Origin of the sequence: Streptomyces sp. AM 2-1-1 (assembly GCF_029167645.1) — a bacterium.
In the GTDB taxonomy this organism is placed as follows: domain Bacteria; phylum Actinomycetota; class Actinomycetes; order Streptomycetales; family Streptomycetaceae; genus Streptomyces.
On record NZ_CP119147.1, the window covers coordinates 6262113 to 6279117 of the forward strand.

Here is a 17005-nt window from a genome sequence, read left to right on the forward strand (position 1 = left end):
ATCCGGACGCAAGACCCGGGTGCCACCGGGAGGTGACCCCCGCGATCCGCCGGACACGCCTCAGTCGCCCCGCACCCGCACCGGGTACGGCACCGACCCGTCATGGCCCTCCCGCTCCACCACCACCCGCCCGTCCTCCCACCGGGTGCGGAAACGCTCGAGCAGCGGCTTCCCCGGCGCCGTCACGGCGCTCCGCACCAGCACCCCGCCACCGCGGCGCCCCCGGCGCGGCGCCCAGACCTCCATCTCAGGCCCGCCGTCCGCCCCCCGTACCGGGATCACCGCCCCCGCGCGGGCCAGCACGGCGATCCGCGACAGCGGCGCCTCGACCGTCACCCGCCCCGGGCCTTCGTACGACCGGCCCGTCGCCGTGTCGTACCACCGCCCGCGCGGCAGGCGGACCGTCCGGCGCACGGTTCCCGGCTCCCAGACCGGCGCCACCAGCAGCCCGTCGCCCAGCAGGAACGCGTCCTCGCACTCCCGCAGCGCCCGGTCGCCGGGAGCCTCCCACCAGACCGGCCGGACGTACGGCGCACCCGTCAGCCGGGCCATGTGCGCCAGAGTCACGAAGTACGGGCCCAGACGCTCCCGCTCCGCCAGTGCCGCCAGGGCGTGGGCCCGCACCTCCTCCCCGAGCCCGCACCCCCCGCCGCCCCGGGCGCGGCCCCCGGCCCGGATCCGGAACAGCGGCAGATACGCACCCAGTTGCAGCCGCCGCAGATACAGCTCCGGCGACTCCGACTCCTCGAACGCGTCGATGTCCGGCGCCGCGTACGGCACCCCGCACAGGCCCAGCCCGATGACCGTGGCCAGCGCGGCACGCAGCCCCGGCCAGCCCTCCGCCGCCCCGTCGGACCGGGCGCCGCCGTACCTCCGCGCCCCCGCCCGGACCGGCGTGCGGAGGTGAAAGGGCCGTTCGCGCGGACCGGGAACCGAGGACACCGTCTCCGCCGGGGCGCGCCCCACCAGCGACCGCCCCGCCACCGGGCCGGGGTCCGCCCCGGCAGCCGCGTGCCCCTCCCCGGACGGTGACGGTGGCGGCGCCGACCCGGACACGAGGAGCCGCACCCCCTGAGCCCGCAACTCCGAGGCGAGCGAGACCAGTTCCACGCCATCCGGAGGCCCCGGCACCATGCCACCCAGGCCGCCCCGCTCACCGACCAGATGCAGGGCGCTCAGCGGCATCCCGCGGTCGCGGTGACCGGCGACGATCCGCCGTACCTCCCGCGCGTCCACCGGGCCCGCCACCGCGAGCTGGGGTCCCAGCGCCCACGCCGGCGGCAGCGCCGGAGCCCCCGTGAGCGCCGTCCAGCCGCGCAGCACCCGCGCCGGTGTGCCCGCCACCGCCCAGCACCGCAACGGACCACCATCCATCCGGACCTCGCTCCCGCCCGGCCGGTCGTGCCCCGAACCCGCACCCTCCTCGCCCTCACGGACGGTCATCCGTCCCGATCCGGTGCAGTCGTAGAACACCAGGTGCGTCCCCGCGTCCGAGACGACGAACTGCACCGGCATCGGCGCACCCCCCGCCCCGTCCCGCCGACCGGGTGTGCCCTCGCCCTCCCGATCCGCCTCACCCAGCGGGTACGTACCGTCGCGCGGCCGCGGCCCCGACACCGGGCCGCCCACCCCGAAGAACCGTGCGTCCGCGGGCAGCCGGGACCGCTGCACCCACCGAGCGGGACCTCCCCCGGCCGCCTCCCACCAGCGCGGCGGCTCCTCCCGACGCAACGGGACACCGCCCGGCGTCCGCAACTCCACCGCCCCCTCCCGCGACACCGACACCGTCAGACGCTCCGACACCACCTGCCAGCCGCCGTCCGTACCGGGTTCCAGCTGCGCCCTAGGATCGGGCGCCGGCTCCGTCCCCGGCAGCCCGTACGACGGAAGCCCTCCGGCCCCGTCCCAGGCCCAGAACACCGCCCCGCCGACCGCCACCCGGATGCGCAGCGCCGAACGGGCGAACCGCACCACCCCGCCCCCCGGCCCGGGCTCCGCCCCCACGACCTGCCCGGGCACCCTGGCCAGTTCCGGATGCCGCAGCGCCGGCGCCCAGGAGTCCCCGCGCCACGACCGCCAGGCCGCCCGCACCCCACCGACCGAACCCATCGACTTCACCGAGCGCACCAGGTCATGACCGTCCATGGCGCTCACCTTGCCACCAGCCGAACCCGGCGGGCGTTCCGTTCAACTCCCGTTCACCCGGAGCCCGGCGGGAGTACACACCAGGTCCGGTCCGGCCGCCCCCACGGCTCGCGGCGCCGCCCGCCGCGCGCCACGGTCCGGACCCGGCCGACCGGCTCTGGTGCTGGGGACGCTCCCATGGCATCGTCCCCCGTGCGGTGATCGCGTCCCCGCCCGTACGCGCGGACACCCACCCCGCGCACCCGTCAGCCAGGAGCAGCCCGATGACCTCAGCAGCCGACGAAGCCCCCCTCTGGCAGCCCGGCCCCGAACGGGTCGCCGCCGCGGCCGTCACCCGGTTCCAGAGCTGGGCGGCCGAACACCACGGTGCCCCCGCCGAGGGGGGATACGCGGCACTCCACCGCTGGTCCGTCGAGCACCTCGACACCTTCTGGGGCGCCGTGGCCGCATGGTTCGACATCCGCTTCTCCACCCCGTACGAGACGGTCCTCGCGAACCGTGCCATGCCCGGCGCGGAGTGGTTCCCCGGCGCCACCCTCAACTACGCCGAACACGCGCTGCGCACCGCCGAGGACCCCCTCCGCGCCGACGCCCCCGCCCTCTTCCACGTCGACGAGACGCAGGCCCAGGCCGTCATGAGCTGGTCCGAACTCCGGCGTCAGGTCGGCTCCCTCGCCGCGGAGCTGCGCGCCCTCGGCGTCAACCCGGGTGACCGGGTCAGCGGCTACCTCCCGAACATCCCGCAGGCCGTCGTCGCGTTCCTCGCCACCGCCACCGTCGGTGGCGTCTGGACCTCCTGCGCCCCGGACTTCGGCGCCCGCAGCGTCCTCGACCGCTTCCAGCAGGTGGAACCCGTCGTCCTGTTCACCGTCGACGGCTACCGCTACGGGGGCAAGGAGCACGACCGGACCGCCACCGTCACCGAGCTCCGCCGCGAACTGCCCACCCTGCGCGCCGTCGTCCACGTCCCGCTGCTCGGCACCCCCGCCCCGGACGGCGCCCTCGCCTGGTCCGACCTCACCGGGGGCGACAGGGAACCCGTCTTCGAGCAGGTCCCCTTCGCCCACCCGCTCTGGGTCCTCTACTCCTCCGGCACCACCGGCCTCCCCAAGGCGATCGTGCAGTCCCAGGGGGGCATCCTGCTGGAGCACTACAAGCAGCTCGGACTCCACTGCGACCTCGGCCCCGAGGACCGCTTCTTCTGGTACACCTCCACCGGCTGGATGATGTGGAACTTCCTCGTCTCCGGCCTGCTCACCGGCACCACCGTCGTGCTCTACGACGGAAGCCCCGGCCATCCCGACACCAGCGCCCAGTGGCGGGTCGCCGAACAGACCGGCACCACCTTCTTCGGCACCTCGGCCGCCTACGTGATGGCCTGCCGCAAGGCCGGCGTCCACCCCGGCCGCGACCTGGACCTCAGCCGCGTGCAGTGCGTGGCCACCACCGGCTCGCCGCTTCCCCCCGACGGGTTCCGCTGGCTCCACGGAGAGATCACCGAAGACCTGTGGATCGCCTCCGTCAGCGGAGGCACCGACGTCTGCAGCTGCTTCGCCGGTGCGGTCGCCACCCTCCCCGTCCACATCGGCGAACTCCAGGCCGCCTGCCTGGGCACCGACCTCCAGTCCTGGGACGCCCAGGGTGAGCCGCACCTCGGGGAGGTCGGCGAACTCGTCGTCGCCGCCCCCATGCCCTCCATGCCGCTGCGCTTCTGGAACGACCCGGACGGCAGCCGCTACCACGACAGCTACTTCGACATGTACCCCGGCGTCTGGCGCCACGGCGACTGGATCACCCTCACCGAACGCGGCTCCGTGATCATCCACGGCCGCTCCGACTCCACCCTCAACCGCCAGGGCGTACGGATGGGCTCCGCCGACATCTACGAGGCCGTGGAGCGGCTGCCCCAGATCCGCGAGTCCCTCGTGGTGGGCATCGAACAACCCGACGGCGGCTACTGGATGCCCCTCTTCGTCCACCTCGCCGACGGCGCCGCCCTCGACGACGACCTGCGCACCGCGATCGCCCGGACGCTCCGCGAGAACCTCTCGCCCCGACACGTACCCGACGAGATCATCGAGGTCCCCGGCATCCCGCACACCCTCACCGGCAAGCGCATCGAGGTCCCGGTCAAGCGCCTTCTCCAGGGAACCCCCCTGGAGAAGGCGGTCAGCGCGGGCTCCGTCGACGACGTCGGGCTCCTCCGCTTCTACGCCGACCTGGCCCGCACCCGCCCCTGACACGACCGCGTTGTCACACCCCCTGGTTACGCTGAGTGAGCACAGTTCGACCGTACCCAGGGGGAGCACCGCTCATGAACCGCACCGCACGCACCGACCGTGACGACCGCCCGGCCGATCCGCCCCGCCGACCCGGGCGCACCGGCGCCCCGCCGAACCGGCGGCCCCGGTCCGCCCGCCGCGCCCTGCGCCGCGAAGTACCCCGCACGGTCGGTGTCCTGGTCGACCCGCAGGACTTCGCGGCCATGTGCACCTACCGCACCTTCCCGTTCGACGACCACACCGCCTACCTCCGCGAGATCGAGGGCCTGCTGAGGGAATTCGACGCCCGGGGCCTCCGCACCAGCCTCGCCCTCTTCGACCCGGCGGAGTTCGGGGAGTTCTGCGCGGAGCGGAAGCTGGACCCGGACAGCGCGGAGGCCCGCACCCACTTCACCGCCGAGATCGCGGCCGCGGGCGCCACGGTCCCCTACACCGGGCAGCCGCTGGAGCGGCTCCTCCCCCTCCTCGTCTCCCGCGTCGTACGCCGCGCCACCTGGGAGTACGCCACCGTGCTCCTGGCGGATCTCGGCGCGTGCGCGGAGTGCGGCCAGGACATCGGCGGGAGCGCCTTCGACCGGGCCTCGCACCTGCTGCTCCGGCTCCTGGAGGCCGCCGGCCCCGGCACCCACCACATCGTCTGCTCCATCCGCTCCACCGACGACCGGCTCCTCGCCGTCCTGCACACCCGGCAGGACGGTGGTCCCCCGCCCGTCCTCTCTCCCGCCGAAGGCACGGAGCTCGCGACCGTGCTCGCCGTCGGGATCGCGCTGGAGGCCCCCGGCGGAATCGTCCTGCGCACCAGCAGCCCCGACACACCGGACCGGGTCCACGGCTGGCGGCTCGACCGGGGCAGCCTCCTCCCGCTGACGGCGGGGGAGGTCTTCGCCGCCTACTGCACCGACGCCGGGACCGGTGAGCCGGTCGGCCCCGAACCGGGCGTCGACTACCGCGCGGGATTCGACATCGGGGCAGAGGCGCCCCGGCCCCACCACTGACCAACCCCCTGTCCCCTGTCCCCTGCGCAGGGGACAGGGGACAGGCGACAAGGAGCGAGGGCTCCCCGCCACTGCGGCGGGAAGCCCTCGCTACCAGGTCCTCGATCGCTCCTACGCGCCCTCCAGCACCGCCCGCGCCGCGCTCCGCGCGTCCTCGGCGGAGTCCGCGGCGCGGGCCGCCGCCGCGGCCCGTTCGCACTGCGCCAGCGTGTACCGCGCGAGCGTCGCCCGTACGTGGGGGAGCGAGGCCGCACCCATCGAGAGGGAGGTGACCCCCAGCCCGGTCAGCACACAGGCGAGCAGCGGATCGGCCGCGGCCTCTCCGCATACGCCGCAGGTCTTGCCCTCGGCCCGCGCGCCGTCCGCCGACATGGCCACCAGATCCAGCAGCGCCGGCTGCCACGGGTCCTGCAGCCGGGACACCGCACCCACCTGCCGGTCGGCCGCGAAGGTGTACTGCGCCAGGTCGTTGGTGCCCAGCGAGAGGAACTCCACCTCCTGCAGCACCGATCGGGCCCGCAACGCGGCGGACGGGATCTCCACCATCGCCCCGATCTTCGCCCGCAGCCCCGCCTCGCGGCAGGCGTCGGCGAAGTTCTTCGCGTCCGTCCGGTCGGCGACCATCGGTGCCATCACCTCCAACTGGACCGACAGCCCCTGGGCGGCCCTGGCCAGCGAGGTCAGCTGACCGCGCAGGACCTCGGGGTGGTCCAGCAGACTCCGCAGCCCCCGCACCCCGAGCGCCGGGTTCGGCTCGTCGGCGGGGGTGAGGAAGGCCAGCGGCTTGTCCGCCCCGGCGTCCAGCACCCGGACGACGACCCGTCCCTGCGGAAACGCCTCCAGCACAGTGCGGTACGCCGCCACCTGCTTCTCCTCGGAGGGAGCCCGCGCGCTGTCGTCCAGGAAGAGGAACTCCGTACGGAAGAGCCCGATGCCCTCCGCGCCCGCCCGCATCGCCGCCGGCAGGTCACCGGGACCGCCGATGTTGGCCAGCAGCGGCATCGGGTGCCCGTCCGCCGTGGCACCCGGTCCGGTCGAGGCGGCGAGCGCCGCCTCGCGCGCGGCGGCGGACTCCTCCATCGCGGCGCGCTTCTCCGCGCTGGGATCGACGAACACCTCACCGGTCCCGCCGTCGACCGCCACCACCACGCCCTCGGCCAGCTCACCGGCCCCGGGCAGCGCGACGACGGCGGGCACCCCGAGCGCCCGCGCGAGGATCGCGCTGTGGCTGGTCGGGCCGCCCTCCTCGGTGACGAAACCGAGGACCAGGGCCGGATCGAGGAGCGCGGTGTCCGCCGGCGCGAGATCCCGCGCGATGAGCACGTACGGCCTGTCACTGTCCGGCACACCCGGCATCGGAACTCCGAGCAGCCGGGCCACGATCCGGTTCCGTACGTCGTCGAGGTCGGCGACGCGTCCCGCGAGGTACTCCCCGGCGTTCGCGAGGAGCGCGCGGTACGCGGCGAAGGCGTCGTAGAGACCGCGCTCGGCGGTGCTCCCCTCCGCGATGCGGCGCTCCACGTCGGTCATCAGCTCGGGGTCCCGCGCCATCATGGCCTGGGCTTCCAGCACCCCTTGCGCCTCGCCGCCGGCAAGGTTCCCGCGTGCGACCAGGTCGGCCGCGACGGCTTCCACGGCCTGGCGGGCACGCCCCTGCTCCCGGTCCGTCTCCTCCGGCGGAATCTGCCGGACCGGCGGTTCCAGAACCGCCGTGCCCATGTGCCGTACTTCGCCGATGGCCACCCCGTGACTCACACCGACGCCTCGCAGCGTTGTCTCCATGTCACCCGTCTCCGGTTGTGCGGTGGGGGAACCCCCGCGGTCGATCTCCGAGTGGCCCGCCGTGCAACGGGTCACCTCCAGTCGAAGAGGGCGCCTCCCGCTTCCACCGGCGCCGACTCCTGGACGTCCGAGAGCGCCTCGGCCGTCGCCTCCAGAGCCACGACGGGACAGATGGGCGACTTCCCCTTCGCCTCGACGTCGGCCGGGTTCCACCGCACGATGGCCTGCCCGCGCTCGACGGAGTCCCCCTTGTTGATGAGGAGCTCGAACCCCTCGCCGTTGAGCTGGACGGTGTCGATCCCCAGGTGCGTCAGTACACCGTGTCCCTCGCCGTCGACCACCACGAACGCGTGCGGATGCAGGGAGACCACCACGCCGGCGACCGGCGAGAGGGCCTCGCCCGGCACCCGGTCGGGATCGATGGCCGTACCGGGCCCCACCATCGCGCCGGAGAAGACCGGGTCGGGGACCGCCGCCAGGCCGATGGCCTGGCCACTGAGGGGGGACGTCACATGGGTCATGGGTGCCTCCGGAAGGTGGAACTGGGGCATGCCTGCTCGATGGCCACCCCCGCGTGTGGGCGTGGGGAGACGCACTTCTCAGCAGCGTAAGTCATGTTAAGTACCGATTCAGTCCAAGATGTCGCGTTCAGCCGAGGTTCGGCGGACCGGAGGGCCCCGGGGCGATTTGCCTCGTCTCCTGGCGAGCCTGTACTGTCGTAGATCTGCCTGGCCCCACCGCGACGTCACGTCCCGGGGCCGGCGGCGACTCTCTCCAGCGAGACCCTGCCCGGATCGGGCTTCCGCATGTCTGCGGGGGCCGGGTCGGAGGAAAAGGAATTGACTGATAGAGTCGGACTCGCCGGAAAGGGAAACGCGAAAGCGAAGAACTGGAAAGCGAGAATGTTCCTCCCGCTTCGACCGGGAAACAGACACGAAAGCGTCTGATAGAGTCGGAAACGCAAGAACGAAGGGAAGCGCCCGGAGGGCCCCGGTGAAACGGGACCGAAGGAAGCGTCCGTTCCTTGAGAACTCAACAGCGTGCCAAAAGTCAACGCCAGATATGTTGATACCCCGGCCTGCTTCGGCAGGTTGGTGGTTCCTTTGAAAAGTCCTGCCGGCACTTAACGGTCCGGTGGGCAACAACAGCGAGGACGCTGTGAACGACCGGTCATATTCCGACCTGGTCGTTCCGCTCTCGTGTTGTGGTCCCGATTACGGGAAAACATTCACGGAGAGTTTGATCCTGGCTCAGGACGAACGCTGGCGGCGTGCTTAACACATGCAAGTCGAACGATGAAGCCTTTCGGGGTGGATTAGTGGCGAACGGGTGAGTAACACGTGGGCAATCTGCCCTTCACTCTGGGACAAGCCCTGGAAACGGGGTCTAATACCGGATAACACTCTGTCCCGCATGGGACGGGGTTAAAAGCTCCGGCGGTGAAGGATGAGCCCGCGGCCTATCAGCTTGTTGGTGGGGTAATGGCCTACCAAGGCGACGACGGGTAGCCGGCCTGAGAGGGCGACCGGCCACACTGGGACTGAGACACGGCCCAGACTCCTACGGGAGGCAGCAGTGGGGAATATTGCACAATGGGCGAAAGCCTGATGCAGCGACGCCGCGTGAGGGATGACGGCCTTCGGGTTGTAAACCTCTTTCAGCAGGGAAGAAGCGAAAGTGACGGTACCTGCAGAAGAAGCGCCGGCTAACTACGTGCCAGCAGCCGCGGTAATACGTAGGGCGCAAGCGTTGTCCGGAATTATTGGGCGTAAAGAGCTCGTAGGCGGCTTGTCACGTCGGATGTGAAAGCCCGGGGCTTAACCCCGGGTCTGCATTCGATACGGGCTAGCTAGAGTGTGGTAGGGGAGATCGGAATTCCTGGTGTAGCGGTGAAATGCGCAGATATCAGGAGGAACACCGGTGGCGAAGGCGGATCTCTGGGCCATTACTGACGCTGAGGAGCGAAAGCGTGGGGAGCGAACAGGATTAGATACCCTGGTAGTCCACGCCGTAAACGTTGGGAACTAGGTGTTGGCGACATTCCACGTCGTCGGTGCCGCAGCTAACGCATTAAGTTCCCCGCCTGGGGAGTACGGCCGCAAGGCTAAAACTCAAAGGAATTGACGGGGGCCCGCACAAGCAGCGGAGCATGTGGCTTAATTCGACGCAACGCGAAGAACCTTACCAAGGCTTGACATATACCGGAAAGCATCAGAGATGGTGCCCCCCTTGTGGTCGGTATACAGGTGGTGCATGGCTGTCGTCAGCTCGTGTCGTGAGATGTTGGGTTAAGTCCCGCAACGAGCGCAACCCTTGTTCTGTGTTGCCAGCATGCCCTTCGGGGTGATGGGGACTCACAGGAGACTGCCGGGGTCAACTCGGAGGAAGGTGGGGACGACGTCAAGTCATCATGCCCCTTATGTCTTGGGCTGCACACGTGCTACAATGGCCGGTACAATGAGCTGCGATGCCGCGAGGCGGAGCGAATCTCAAAAAGCCGGTCTCAGTTCGGATTGGGGTCTGCAACTCGACCCCATGAAGTCGGAGTTGCTAGTAATCGCAGATCAGCATTGCTGCGGTGAATACGTTCCCGGGCCTTGTACACACCGCCCGTCACGTCACGAAAGTCGGTAACACCCGAAGCCGGTGGCCCAACCCCTTGTGGGAGGGAGCTGTCGAAGGTGGGACTGGCGATTGGGACGAAGTCGTAACAAGGTAGCCGTACCGGAAGGTGCGGCTGGATCACCTCCTTTCTAAGGAGCATCTAGACCCTGCGAGGGGTCCAGAGCCACTACGCCGGCAAATGTTCGGCGGTGGTTAGCTCATGGGTGGAACGTTGACTATTCGGCACGGTTGGTTGGTTGTTGCGAGTACTGCTTCGGCGTGGAAAGTAATGATGGATCGATTGTGTCGGGCACGTTGTTGGGTATCTGAGGGTACGGCCGTAAGGCTGCCTTCAGTCCGGTCCCAGTGAACTCGGCCTTCGGGTCGGGGTGATGGGTGGCTGGTTGTTGTTTGAGAACTGCACAGTGGACGCGAGCATCTGTGGCCAAGTTTTTAAGGGCGCACGGTGGATGCCTTGGCACCAGGAACCGATGAAGGACGTGGGAGGCCACGATAGTCCCCGGGGAGCTGTCAACCTAGCTTTGATCCGGGGGTTTCCGAATGGGGAAACCCGGCAGTCGTCATGGGCTGTCACCCACTGCTGAACACATAGGCAGTGTGGAGGGAACGAGGGGAAGTGAAACATCTCAGTACCCTCAGGAAGAGAAAACAACCGTGATTCCGGGAGTAGTGGCGAGCGAAACTGGAACAGGCCAAACCGTATGTGTGTGATACCCGGCAGGGGTTGCGCATGCGGGGTTGTGGGATCTCTCTTTCATAGTCTGCCGACTGTGAGACGAGTCAGAAACCGTTGATGTAGGCGAAGGACATGCGAAAGGTCCGGCGTAGAGGGTAAGACCCCCGTAGCTGAAACATCAACGGCTCGTTTGAGAGACACCCAAGTAGCACGGGGCCCGAGAAATCCCGTGTGAATCTGGCGGGACCACCCGCTAAGCCTAAATATTCCCTGGTGACCGATAGCGGATAGTACCGTGAGGGAATGGTGAAAAGTACCGCGGGAGCGGAGTGAAATAGTACCTGAAACCGTGTGCCTACAAGCCGTGGGAGCGTCGCTGTATGTGCTTGCACATGCAGTCGTGACTGCGTGCCTTTTGAAGAATGAGCCTGCGAGTTAGCGGTGTGTAGCGAGGTTAACCCGTGTGGGGAAGCCGTAGCGAAAGCGAGTCCGAACAGGGCGATTGAGTTGCACGCTCTAGACCCGAAGCGGAGTGATCTAGCCATGGGCAGGTTGAAGCGGAGGTAAGACTTCGTGGAGGACCGAACCCACCAGGGTTGAAAACCTGGGGGATGACCTGTGGTTAGGGGTGAAAGGCCAATCAAACTCCGTGATAGCTGGTTCTCCCCGAAATGCATTTAGGTGCAGCGTCGTGTGTTTCTTGCCGGAGGTAGAGCACTGGATAGGCGATGGGCCCCAACGGGTTACTGACCTTAGCCAAACTCCGAATGCCGGTAAGTGAGAGCGCGGCAGTGAGACTGTGGGGGATAAGCTCCATGGTCGAGAGGGAAACAGCCCAGAGCATCGACTAAGGCCCCTAAGCGTACGCTAAGTGGGAAAGGATGTGGAGTCGCAGAGACAACCAGGAGGTTGGCTTAGAAGCAGCCACCCTTGAAAGAGTGCGTAATAGCTCACTGGTCAAGTGATTCCGCGCCGACAATGTAGCGGGGCTCAAGCGTACCGCCGAAGTCGTGTCATTCCAGCACATACCCCCAACGGGGGCTGGGATGGGTAGGGGAGCGTCGTGTGCCGGGTGAAGCAGCCGCGGAAGCGAGTTGTGGACGGTTCACGAGTGAGAATGCAGGCATGAGTAGCGATACACACGTGAGAAACGTGTGCGCCGATTGACTAAGGGTTCCTGGGTCAAGCTGATCTGCCCAGGGTAAGTCGGGACCTAAGGCGAGGCCGACAGGCGTAGTCGATGGACAACCGGTTGATATTCCGGTACCCGCTTTGAAACGCCCAGTACTGAATCAGGCGATGCTAAGTCCGTGAAGCCGGCCCGATCTCTTCGGAGTTGAGGGTAGTGGTGGAGCCGATGAACCAGACTTGTAGTAGGTAAGCGATGGGGTGACGCAGGAAGGTAGTCCAGCCCGGGCGGTGGTTGTCCCGGGGTAAGGGTGTAGGCCGTGTGGTAGGCAAATCCGTCACACATTAAGGCTGAGACCTGATGCCGAGCCGATTGTGGCGAAGTGGATGATCCTATGCTGTCGAGAAAAGCCTCTAGCGAGTTTCATGGCGGCCCGTACCCTAAACCGACTCAGGTGGTCAGGTAGAGAATACCGAGGCGTTCGGGTGAACTATGGTTAAGGAACTCGGCAAAATGCCCCCGTAACTTCGGGAGAAGGGGGGCCATCACTGGTGATTGGATTTACTCCATGAGCTGGGGGTGGCCGCAGAGACCAGCGAGAAGCGACTGTTTACTAAAAACACAGGTCCGTGCGAAGCCGTAAGGCGATGTATACGGACTGACGCCTGCCCGGTGCTGGAACGTTAAGGGGACCGGTTAGCTGACTTTCGGGTCGGCGAAGCTGAGAACTTAAGCGCCAGTAAACGGCGGTGGTAACTATAACCATCCTAAGGTAGCGAAATTCCTTGTCGGGTAAGTTCCGACCTGCACGAATGGCGTAACGACTTCTCGACTGTCTCAACCATAGGCCCGGTGAAATTGCACTACGAGTAAAGATGCTCGTTTCGCGCAGCAGGACGGAAAGACCCCGGGACCTTTACTACAGTTTGATATTGGTGTTCGGTTCGGCTTGTGTAGGATAGGTGGGAGACTTTGAAGCGGCCACGCCAGTGGTTGTGGAGTCGCCGTTGAAATACCACTCTGGTCGTGCTGGATGTCTAACCTCGGTCCGTGATCCGGATCAGGGACAGTGTCTGATGGGTAGTTTAACTGGGGCGGTTGCCTCCTAAAGAGTAACGGAGGCGCCCAAAGGTTCCCTCAGCCTGGTTGGTAATCAGGTGTTGAGTGTAAGTGCACAAGGGAGCTTGACTGTGAGACCGACGGGTCGAGCAGGGACGAAAGTCGGGACTAGTGATCCGGCAGTGGCTTGTGGAAGCGCTGTCGCTCAACGGATAAAAGGTACCCCGGGGATAACAGGCTGATCTTCCCCAAGAGTCCATATCGACGGGATGGTTTGGCACCTCGATGTCGGCTCGTCGCATCCTGGGGCTGGAGTCGGTCCCAAGGGTTGGGCTGTTCGCCCATTAAAGCGGTACGCGAGCTGGGTTTAGAACGTCGTGAGACAGTTCGGTCCCTATCCGCTGTGCGCGTAGGAATATTGAGAAGGGCTGTCCCTAGTACGAGAGGACCGGGACGGACGAACCTCTGGTGTGCCAGTTGTCCTGCCAAGGGCATGGCTGGTTGGCTACGTTCGGAAAGGATAACCGCTGAAAGCATCTAAGCGGGAAGCCTGCTTCGAGATGAGTATTCCCACCCCCTTTGAGGGGTTAAGGCTCCCAGTAGACGACTGGGTTGATAGGCCAGATGTGGAAGCCCGGTAACGGGTGGAGCTGACTGGTACTAATAGGCCGAGGGCTTGTCCTCAGTTGCTCGCGTCCACTGTGTTGTTCTGAAATAACAATCCGCTGTGTTTTTCCGGTTGGTTGATTTCATAGTGTTTCGGTGGTCATTGCGTTAGGGAAACGCCCGGTTACATTCCGAACCCGGAAGCTAAGCCTTTCAGCGCCGATGGTACTGCAGGGGGGACCCTGTGGGAGAGTAGGACGCCGCCGAACAATTTTTCCGGGAGACCCCCGTGCCTTGTGGCACGGGGGTCTTCTGCGTTCCAGGGTGTTTCCCCGACCCCTGCCGCACTCGTACACGGTGGCTGACGGTAGGGTCAGGGGGCATCATCGGCACATTCTTCACACAGGAGGCCCCCGGGTGGAGGTCCAGGAGACTCGGGTTCAGACGGACCGGGTCCTCACCATCCCCAACATCCTCAGCATGGCTCGCCTCGTGGGGGTACCGCTTTTCCTGTGGCTGATCCTCCGCCCGGAGTTCGGCGGCCCGAAGAGCGACGGCTGGGCGTTTCTGGTGCTCGCGTTGAGCGGAATCAGCGACTACCTCGACGGGAAGCTCGCCCGCCGGTGGAATCAGATCAGCAGCCTGGGGCGGCTCCTGGACCCGGCCGCCGACCGGCTCTATATCCTCTCCACCCTCGTCGGGCTCACCTGGCGGGAGATCCTGCCGCTCTGGCTCACCCTGGCGCTCGTGGCCCGGGAGTTGATGCTCCTGGTGATGGTCGGCGTCCTGCGCCGGCACGGCTATCCGCCGCCCCAGGTCAACTTCCTCGGGAAAGCTGCAACGTTCAACCTGATGTACGCCTTCCCCTTGTTGCTGCTCAGCGACGGAAGTGGTTGGCTTGAAACGTTGGCCACAGTTTTCGGATGGGCGTTCGCCGGATGGGGTACAACTCTGTATTGGTGGGCAGGACTCCTCTATGTGGTTCAAGTCCGCCGGATCATCAAGGCGGACGCAGCAACCGATTGAGCTCGTTGAAGCGGTGCCGTGCAGTGTGGCCGGACCGCGGCAGTTGTCATTCGATGCCGCCCGACGGGCTTAGTCGGCTTAACCGTCGTCTCTAGGAGGACGTTTCCGACATGAAGGCCGTTGTGATGGCTGGCGGCGAGGGCACACGCCTTCGCCCGATGACCTCGAGCATGCCCAAGCCGCTTCTTCCTGTGGCCAACCGGCCGATCATGGAGCACGTGCTCCGACTGCTGAAACGGCACGGGCTCAACGAGACCGTGGTGACCGTCCAGTTCCTGGCCTCACTCGTCAAGAACTACTTCGGGGACGGGGAAGAGCTCGGAATGGAGCTCACCTACGCCAATGAGGAGAAGCCACTCGGCACCGCGGGCAGTGTGAAGAACGCCGAGGAAGCGCTGAAGGACGACACCTTCCTCGTCATTTCCGGTGACGCGCTGACCGACTTCGACCTCACCGACCTGATCGCCTTCCACAAGGAGAAGGGCGGACTCGTCACCGTCTGCTTGACCCGCGTTCCCAATCCCCTGGAATTCGGGATCACGATCGTGGACGAGGAGGGTCAGGTCGAGCGCTTCCTGGAGAAGCCCACCTGGGGCCAGGTCTTCTCGGACACCGTCAACACGGGCATCTACGTCATGGAGCCCGAGGTCTTCGACTACGTCCAGGCCGACACCTCCGTGGACTGGTCCGGTGACGTCTTCCCCCAGCTCATGAAGGAGGGCAAGCCGATCTACGGCTATGTCGCCGAGGGCTACTGGGAGGACGTGGGCACCCACGAGAGCTACGTGAAGGCCCAGGCGGACGTCCTGGAGCGCAAGGTCGACGTCGAACTCGACGGCTTCGAGATCGCCCCTGGCGTGTGGGTGGCGGAAGGCGCCGAGGTGCACCCCGACGCGATCCTGCGGGGCCCGCTCTACATCGGTGACTACGCCAAGATCGAGGCGGACGCCGAAATCCGCGAGCACACCGTCGTCGGATCGAACGTCGTCGTCAAATCGGGCGCCTTCCTGCACCGGGCCGTGGTCCACGACAACGTGTTCATCGGCTCCCACAGCAACCTGCGCGGCTGCGTGATCGGCAAGAACACCGATGTCATGCGCGCCGCCCGGATCGAGGACGGCGCCGTCATCGGCGACGAATGCCTCGTCGGGGAAGAATCGATCATCCAGGGGAACGTACGGGTCTACCCCTTCAAGACCATCGAGGCCGGTGCCTTCGTCAACACCTCGGTGATCTGGGAGTCGCGCGGACAGGCCCATCTCTTCGGAGCCCGCGGCGTCTCCGGAATCCTGAACGTCGAGATCACCCCGGAGCTCGCGGTCCGTCTCGCCGGCGCCTATGCGACGACCCTGAAGAAGGGGTCGACCGTGACGACCGCGCGCGACCACTCGCGCGGTGCGCGGGCACTGAAGCGCGCCGTCATCTCCGCGCTCCAGGCCAGCGCGATCGACGTCCGTGACCTGGAGAACGTCCCGCTCCCGGTGGCCCGTCAGCAGACGGCCCGGGGAAGCGCCGGCGGCATCATGATCAGGACGTCTCCGGGTGTCCCCGACTCCGTCGACATCATGTTCTTCGACGAGCGGGGCGCCGACCTCTCGCAGGCACAGCAGCGGAAGCTGGACCGGGTCTACGCCCGCCAGGAGTACCGCAGGGCCTTCCCCGGCGAGATCGGGGACCTGCACTTCCCGTCGAGCGTCTTCGACTCGTACACGGGCTCGCTGCTGCGCAACGTCGACACGACCGGTATCGCCGAGTCGGGTCTCAAGGTCGTCGTGGACGCCTCCAACGGGAGCGCGGGCCTCGTCCTGCCCAGCCTGCTCGGACGGCTCGGCGTGGACTCGCTCACCATCAACCCGGGACTCGACGAGTCGCGGCCGACCGAGTCCGCCGAGACCCGGAGGGCCGGACTGGTCCGGCTCGGCGAGATCGTCTCCTCGGCGCGCGCCGCGTTCGGCGTGCGCTTCGACCCGGTCGGTGAGCGGCTCTCGCTCGTCGACGAGCGCGGCAGGATCATCGAGGACGACCGTGCGCTGCTGGTCATGCTCGATCTGGTCGCCGCCGAGCGGCGCAGCGGACGGGTGGCGCTGCCGGTGACGACCACGCGCGTCGCCGAACAGGTGGCCGCGTACCACGGCACCCAGGTGGAGTGGACGACGACCTCGCCCGACGACCTGACACGGGTCGGCCGTGAGGAGAACACGATCTTCGGCGGCGACGGACGCGGCGGATTCATCATCCCCGAGTTCAGCAGCGTCTTCGACGGATCGGCCGCCTTCGTCCGGCTGATCGGACTGATCGCCCGTACCCAGCTCACCCTCAGCCAGATCGACGACCGCATCCCGCGCGCCCATGTGCTCCGTCGCGACCTGGCGACGCCCTGGGCCGTCAAGGGGCTCGTGATGCGCCGGGTCGTCGAGGCCGCCGGCGACCGGGACGTGGACACCACCGACGGCGTCCGCGTCGTCGAGGCGGACGGCCGCTGGGTGATGGTCCTGCCGGACCCGGCCGAGGCCGTCACCCACCTGTGGGCCGAGGGACCCGACGACGCCTCCGCGCAGCTGCTCCTGGACGAGTGGGCCGCGGTCGTCGACAGCGCCGGGGACTGATCTCCTTCCCACCCCGGTCCGGGGAGCCTGCCGTACACCGGCCGGCTCCCCGGACGCATGTGGTCAGGCCCATT

General features: G+C 67.2%; 7 protein-coding genes and 3 rRNA genes. 7 read left to right on the plus strand and 3 right to left on the minus strand.

The genetic code is table 11. The features are described 5' to 3' along the window. Positions 1-60: 60 nt before the first annotated feature. Positions 61-2145, minus strand: coding sequence for a TIM-barrel domain-containing protein (locus tag PZB77_RS27325; protein WP_275495290.1), 2085 nt, complete (start codon positions 2143-2145; stop codon positions 61-63). 263 nt (positions 2146-2408) lie between these two features. Between PZB77_RS27325 and PZB77_RS27330 the strand changes: the two genes are divergently transcribed. Both PZB77_RS27330 and PZB77_RS27335 read left to right on the plus strand, forming a co-directional pair. Then, entirely contained in the window at positions 2409-4385 is a 1977-nt protein-coding gene (locus PZB77_RS27330) for an acetoacetate--CoA ligase (protein ID WP_275495291.1), read from the plus strand. 74 nt (positions 4386-4459) lie between these two features. Beyond that, positions 4460-5422 (plus strand): hypothetical protein, encoded by a 963-nt coding sequence (locus tag PZB77_RS27335; protein ID WP_275495292.1) that lies wholly within the window; start codon positions 4460-4462, stop codon positions 5420-5422. 111 nt (positions 5423-5533) lie between these two features. Here the strand turns inward: PZB77_RS27335 and ptsP are convergent, their stop codons facing one another. Together ptsP and PZB77_RS27345 are read right to left on the minus strand one after the other, a co-directional pair. Beyond that, complete coding sequence (ptsP, locus tag PZB77_RS27340; RefSeq protein WP_275495293.1) at positions 5534-7204, minus strand: phosphoenolpyruvate--protein phosphotransferase; 1671 nt, start codon at positions 7202-7204, stop codon at positions 5534-5536. A 71-nt stretch (positions 7205-7275) separates the two neighbouring features. Next, complete coding sequence (locus PZB77_RS27345; RefSeq protein ID WP_275495294.1) at positions 7276-7725, minus strand: PTS glucose transporter subunit IIA; 450 nt, start codon at positions 7723-7725, stop codon at positions 7276-7278. 706 nt (positions 7726-8431) lie between these two features. Here PZB77_RS27345 and PZB77_RS27350 point away from each other — a divergent pair. The 5 genes from PZB77_RS27350 to PZB77_RS27370 all read left to right on the plus strand — a co-directional run bounded on the left by PZB77_RS27350 (position 8432) and on the right by PZB77_RS27370 (position 16931). Next, positions 8432-9957: ribosomal RNA gene (locus PZB77_RS27350) — 16S ribosomal RNA — on the plus strand. A 294-nt stretch (positions 9958-10251) separates the two neighbouring features. After that, positions 10252-13377 (plus strand): 23S ribosomal RNA (locus tag PZB77_RS27355). A 74-nt stretch (positions 13378-13451) separates the two neighbouring features. Beyond that, positions 13452-13568, plus strand: a 5S ribosomal RNA gene (gene rrf, locus PZB77_RS27360). Together the 16S, 23S and 5S rRNA genes form the textbook arrangement of a ribosomal RNA operon. Positions 13569-13716: 148 nt before the next feature. Beyond that, a complete protein-coding gene (locus PZB77_RS27365) occupies positions 13717-14325 on the plus strand; it encodes a CDP-alcohol phosphatidyltransferase family protein (RefSeq protein ID WP_275495295.1) in 609 nt (202 codons plus the stop codon). Positions 14326-14435: 110 nt separating this feature from the next. Continuing rightward, positions 14436-16931 (plus strand): mannose-1-phosphate guanyltransferase, encoded by a 2496-nt coding sequence (locus PZB77_RS27370; protein ID WP_275495296.1) that lies wholly within the window; start codon positions 14436-14438, stop codon positions 16929-16931. The last annotated feature ends 74 nt before the right edge of the window (positions 16932-17005 follow it).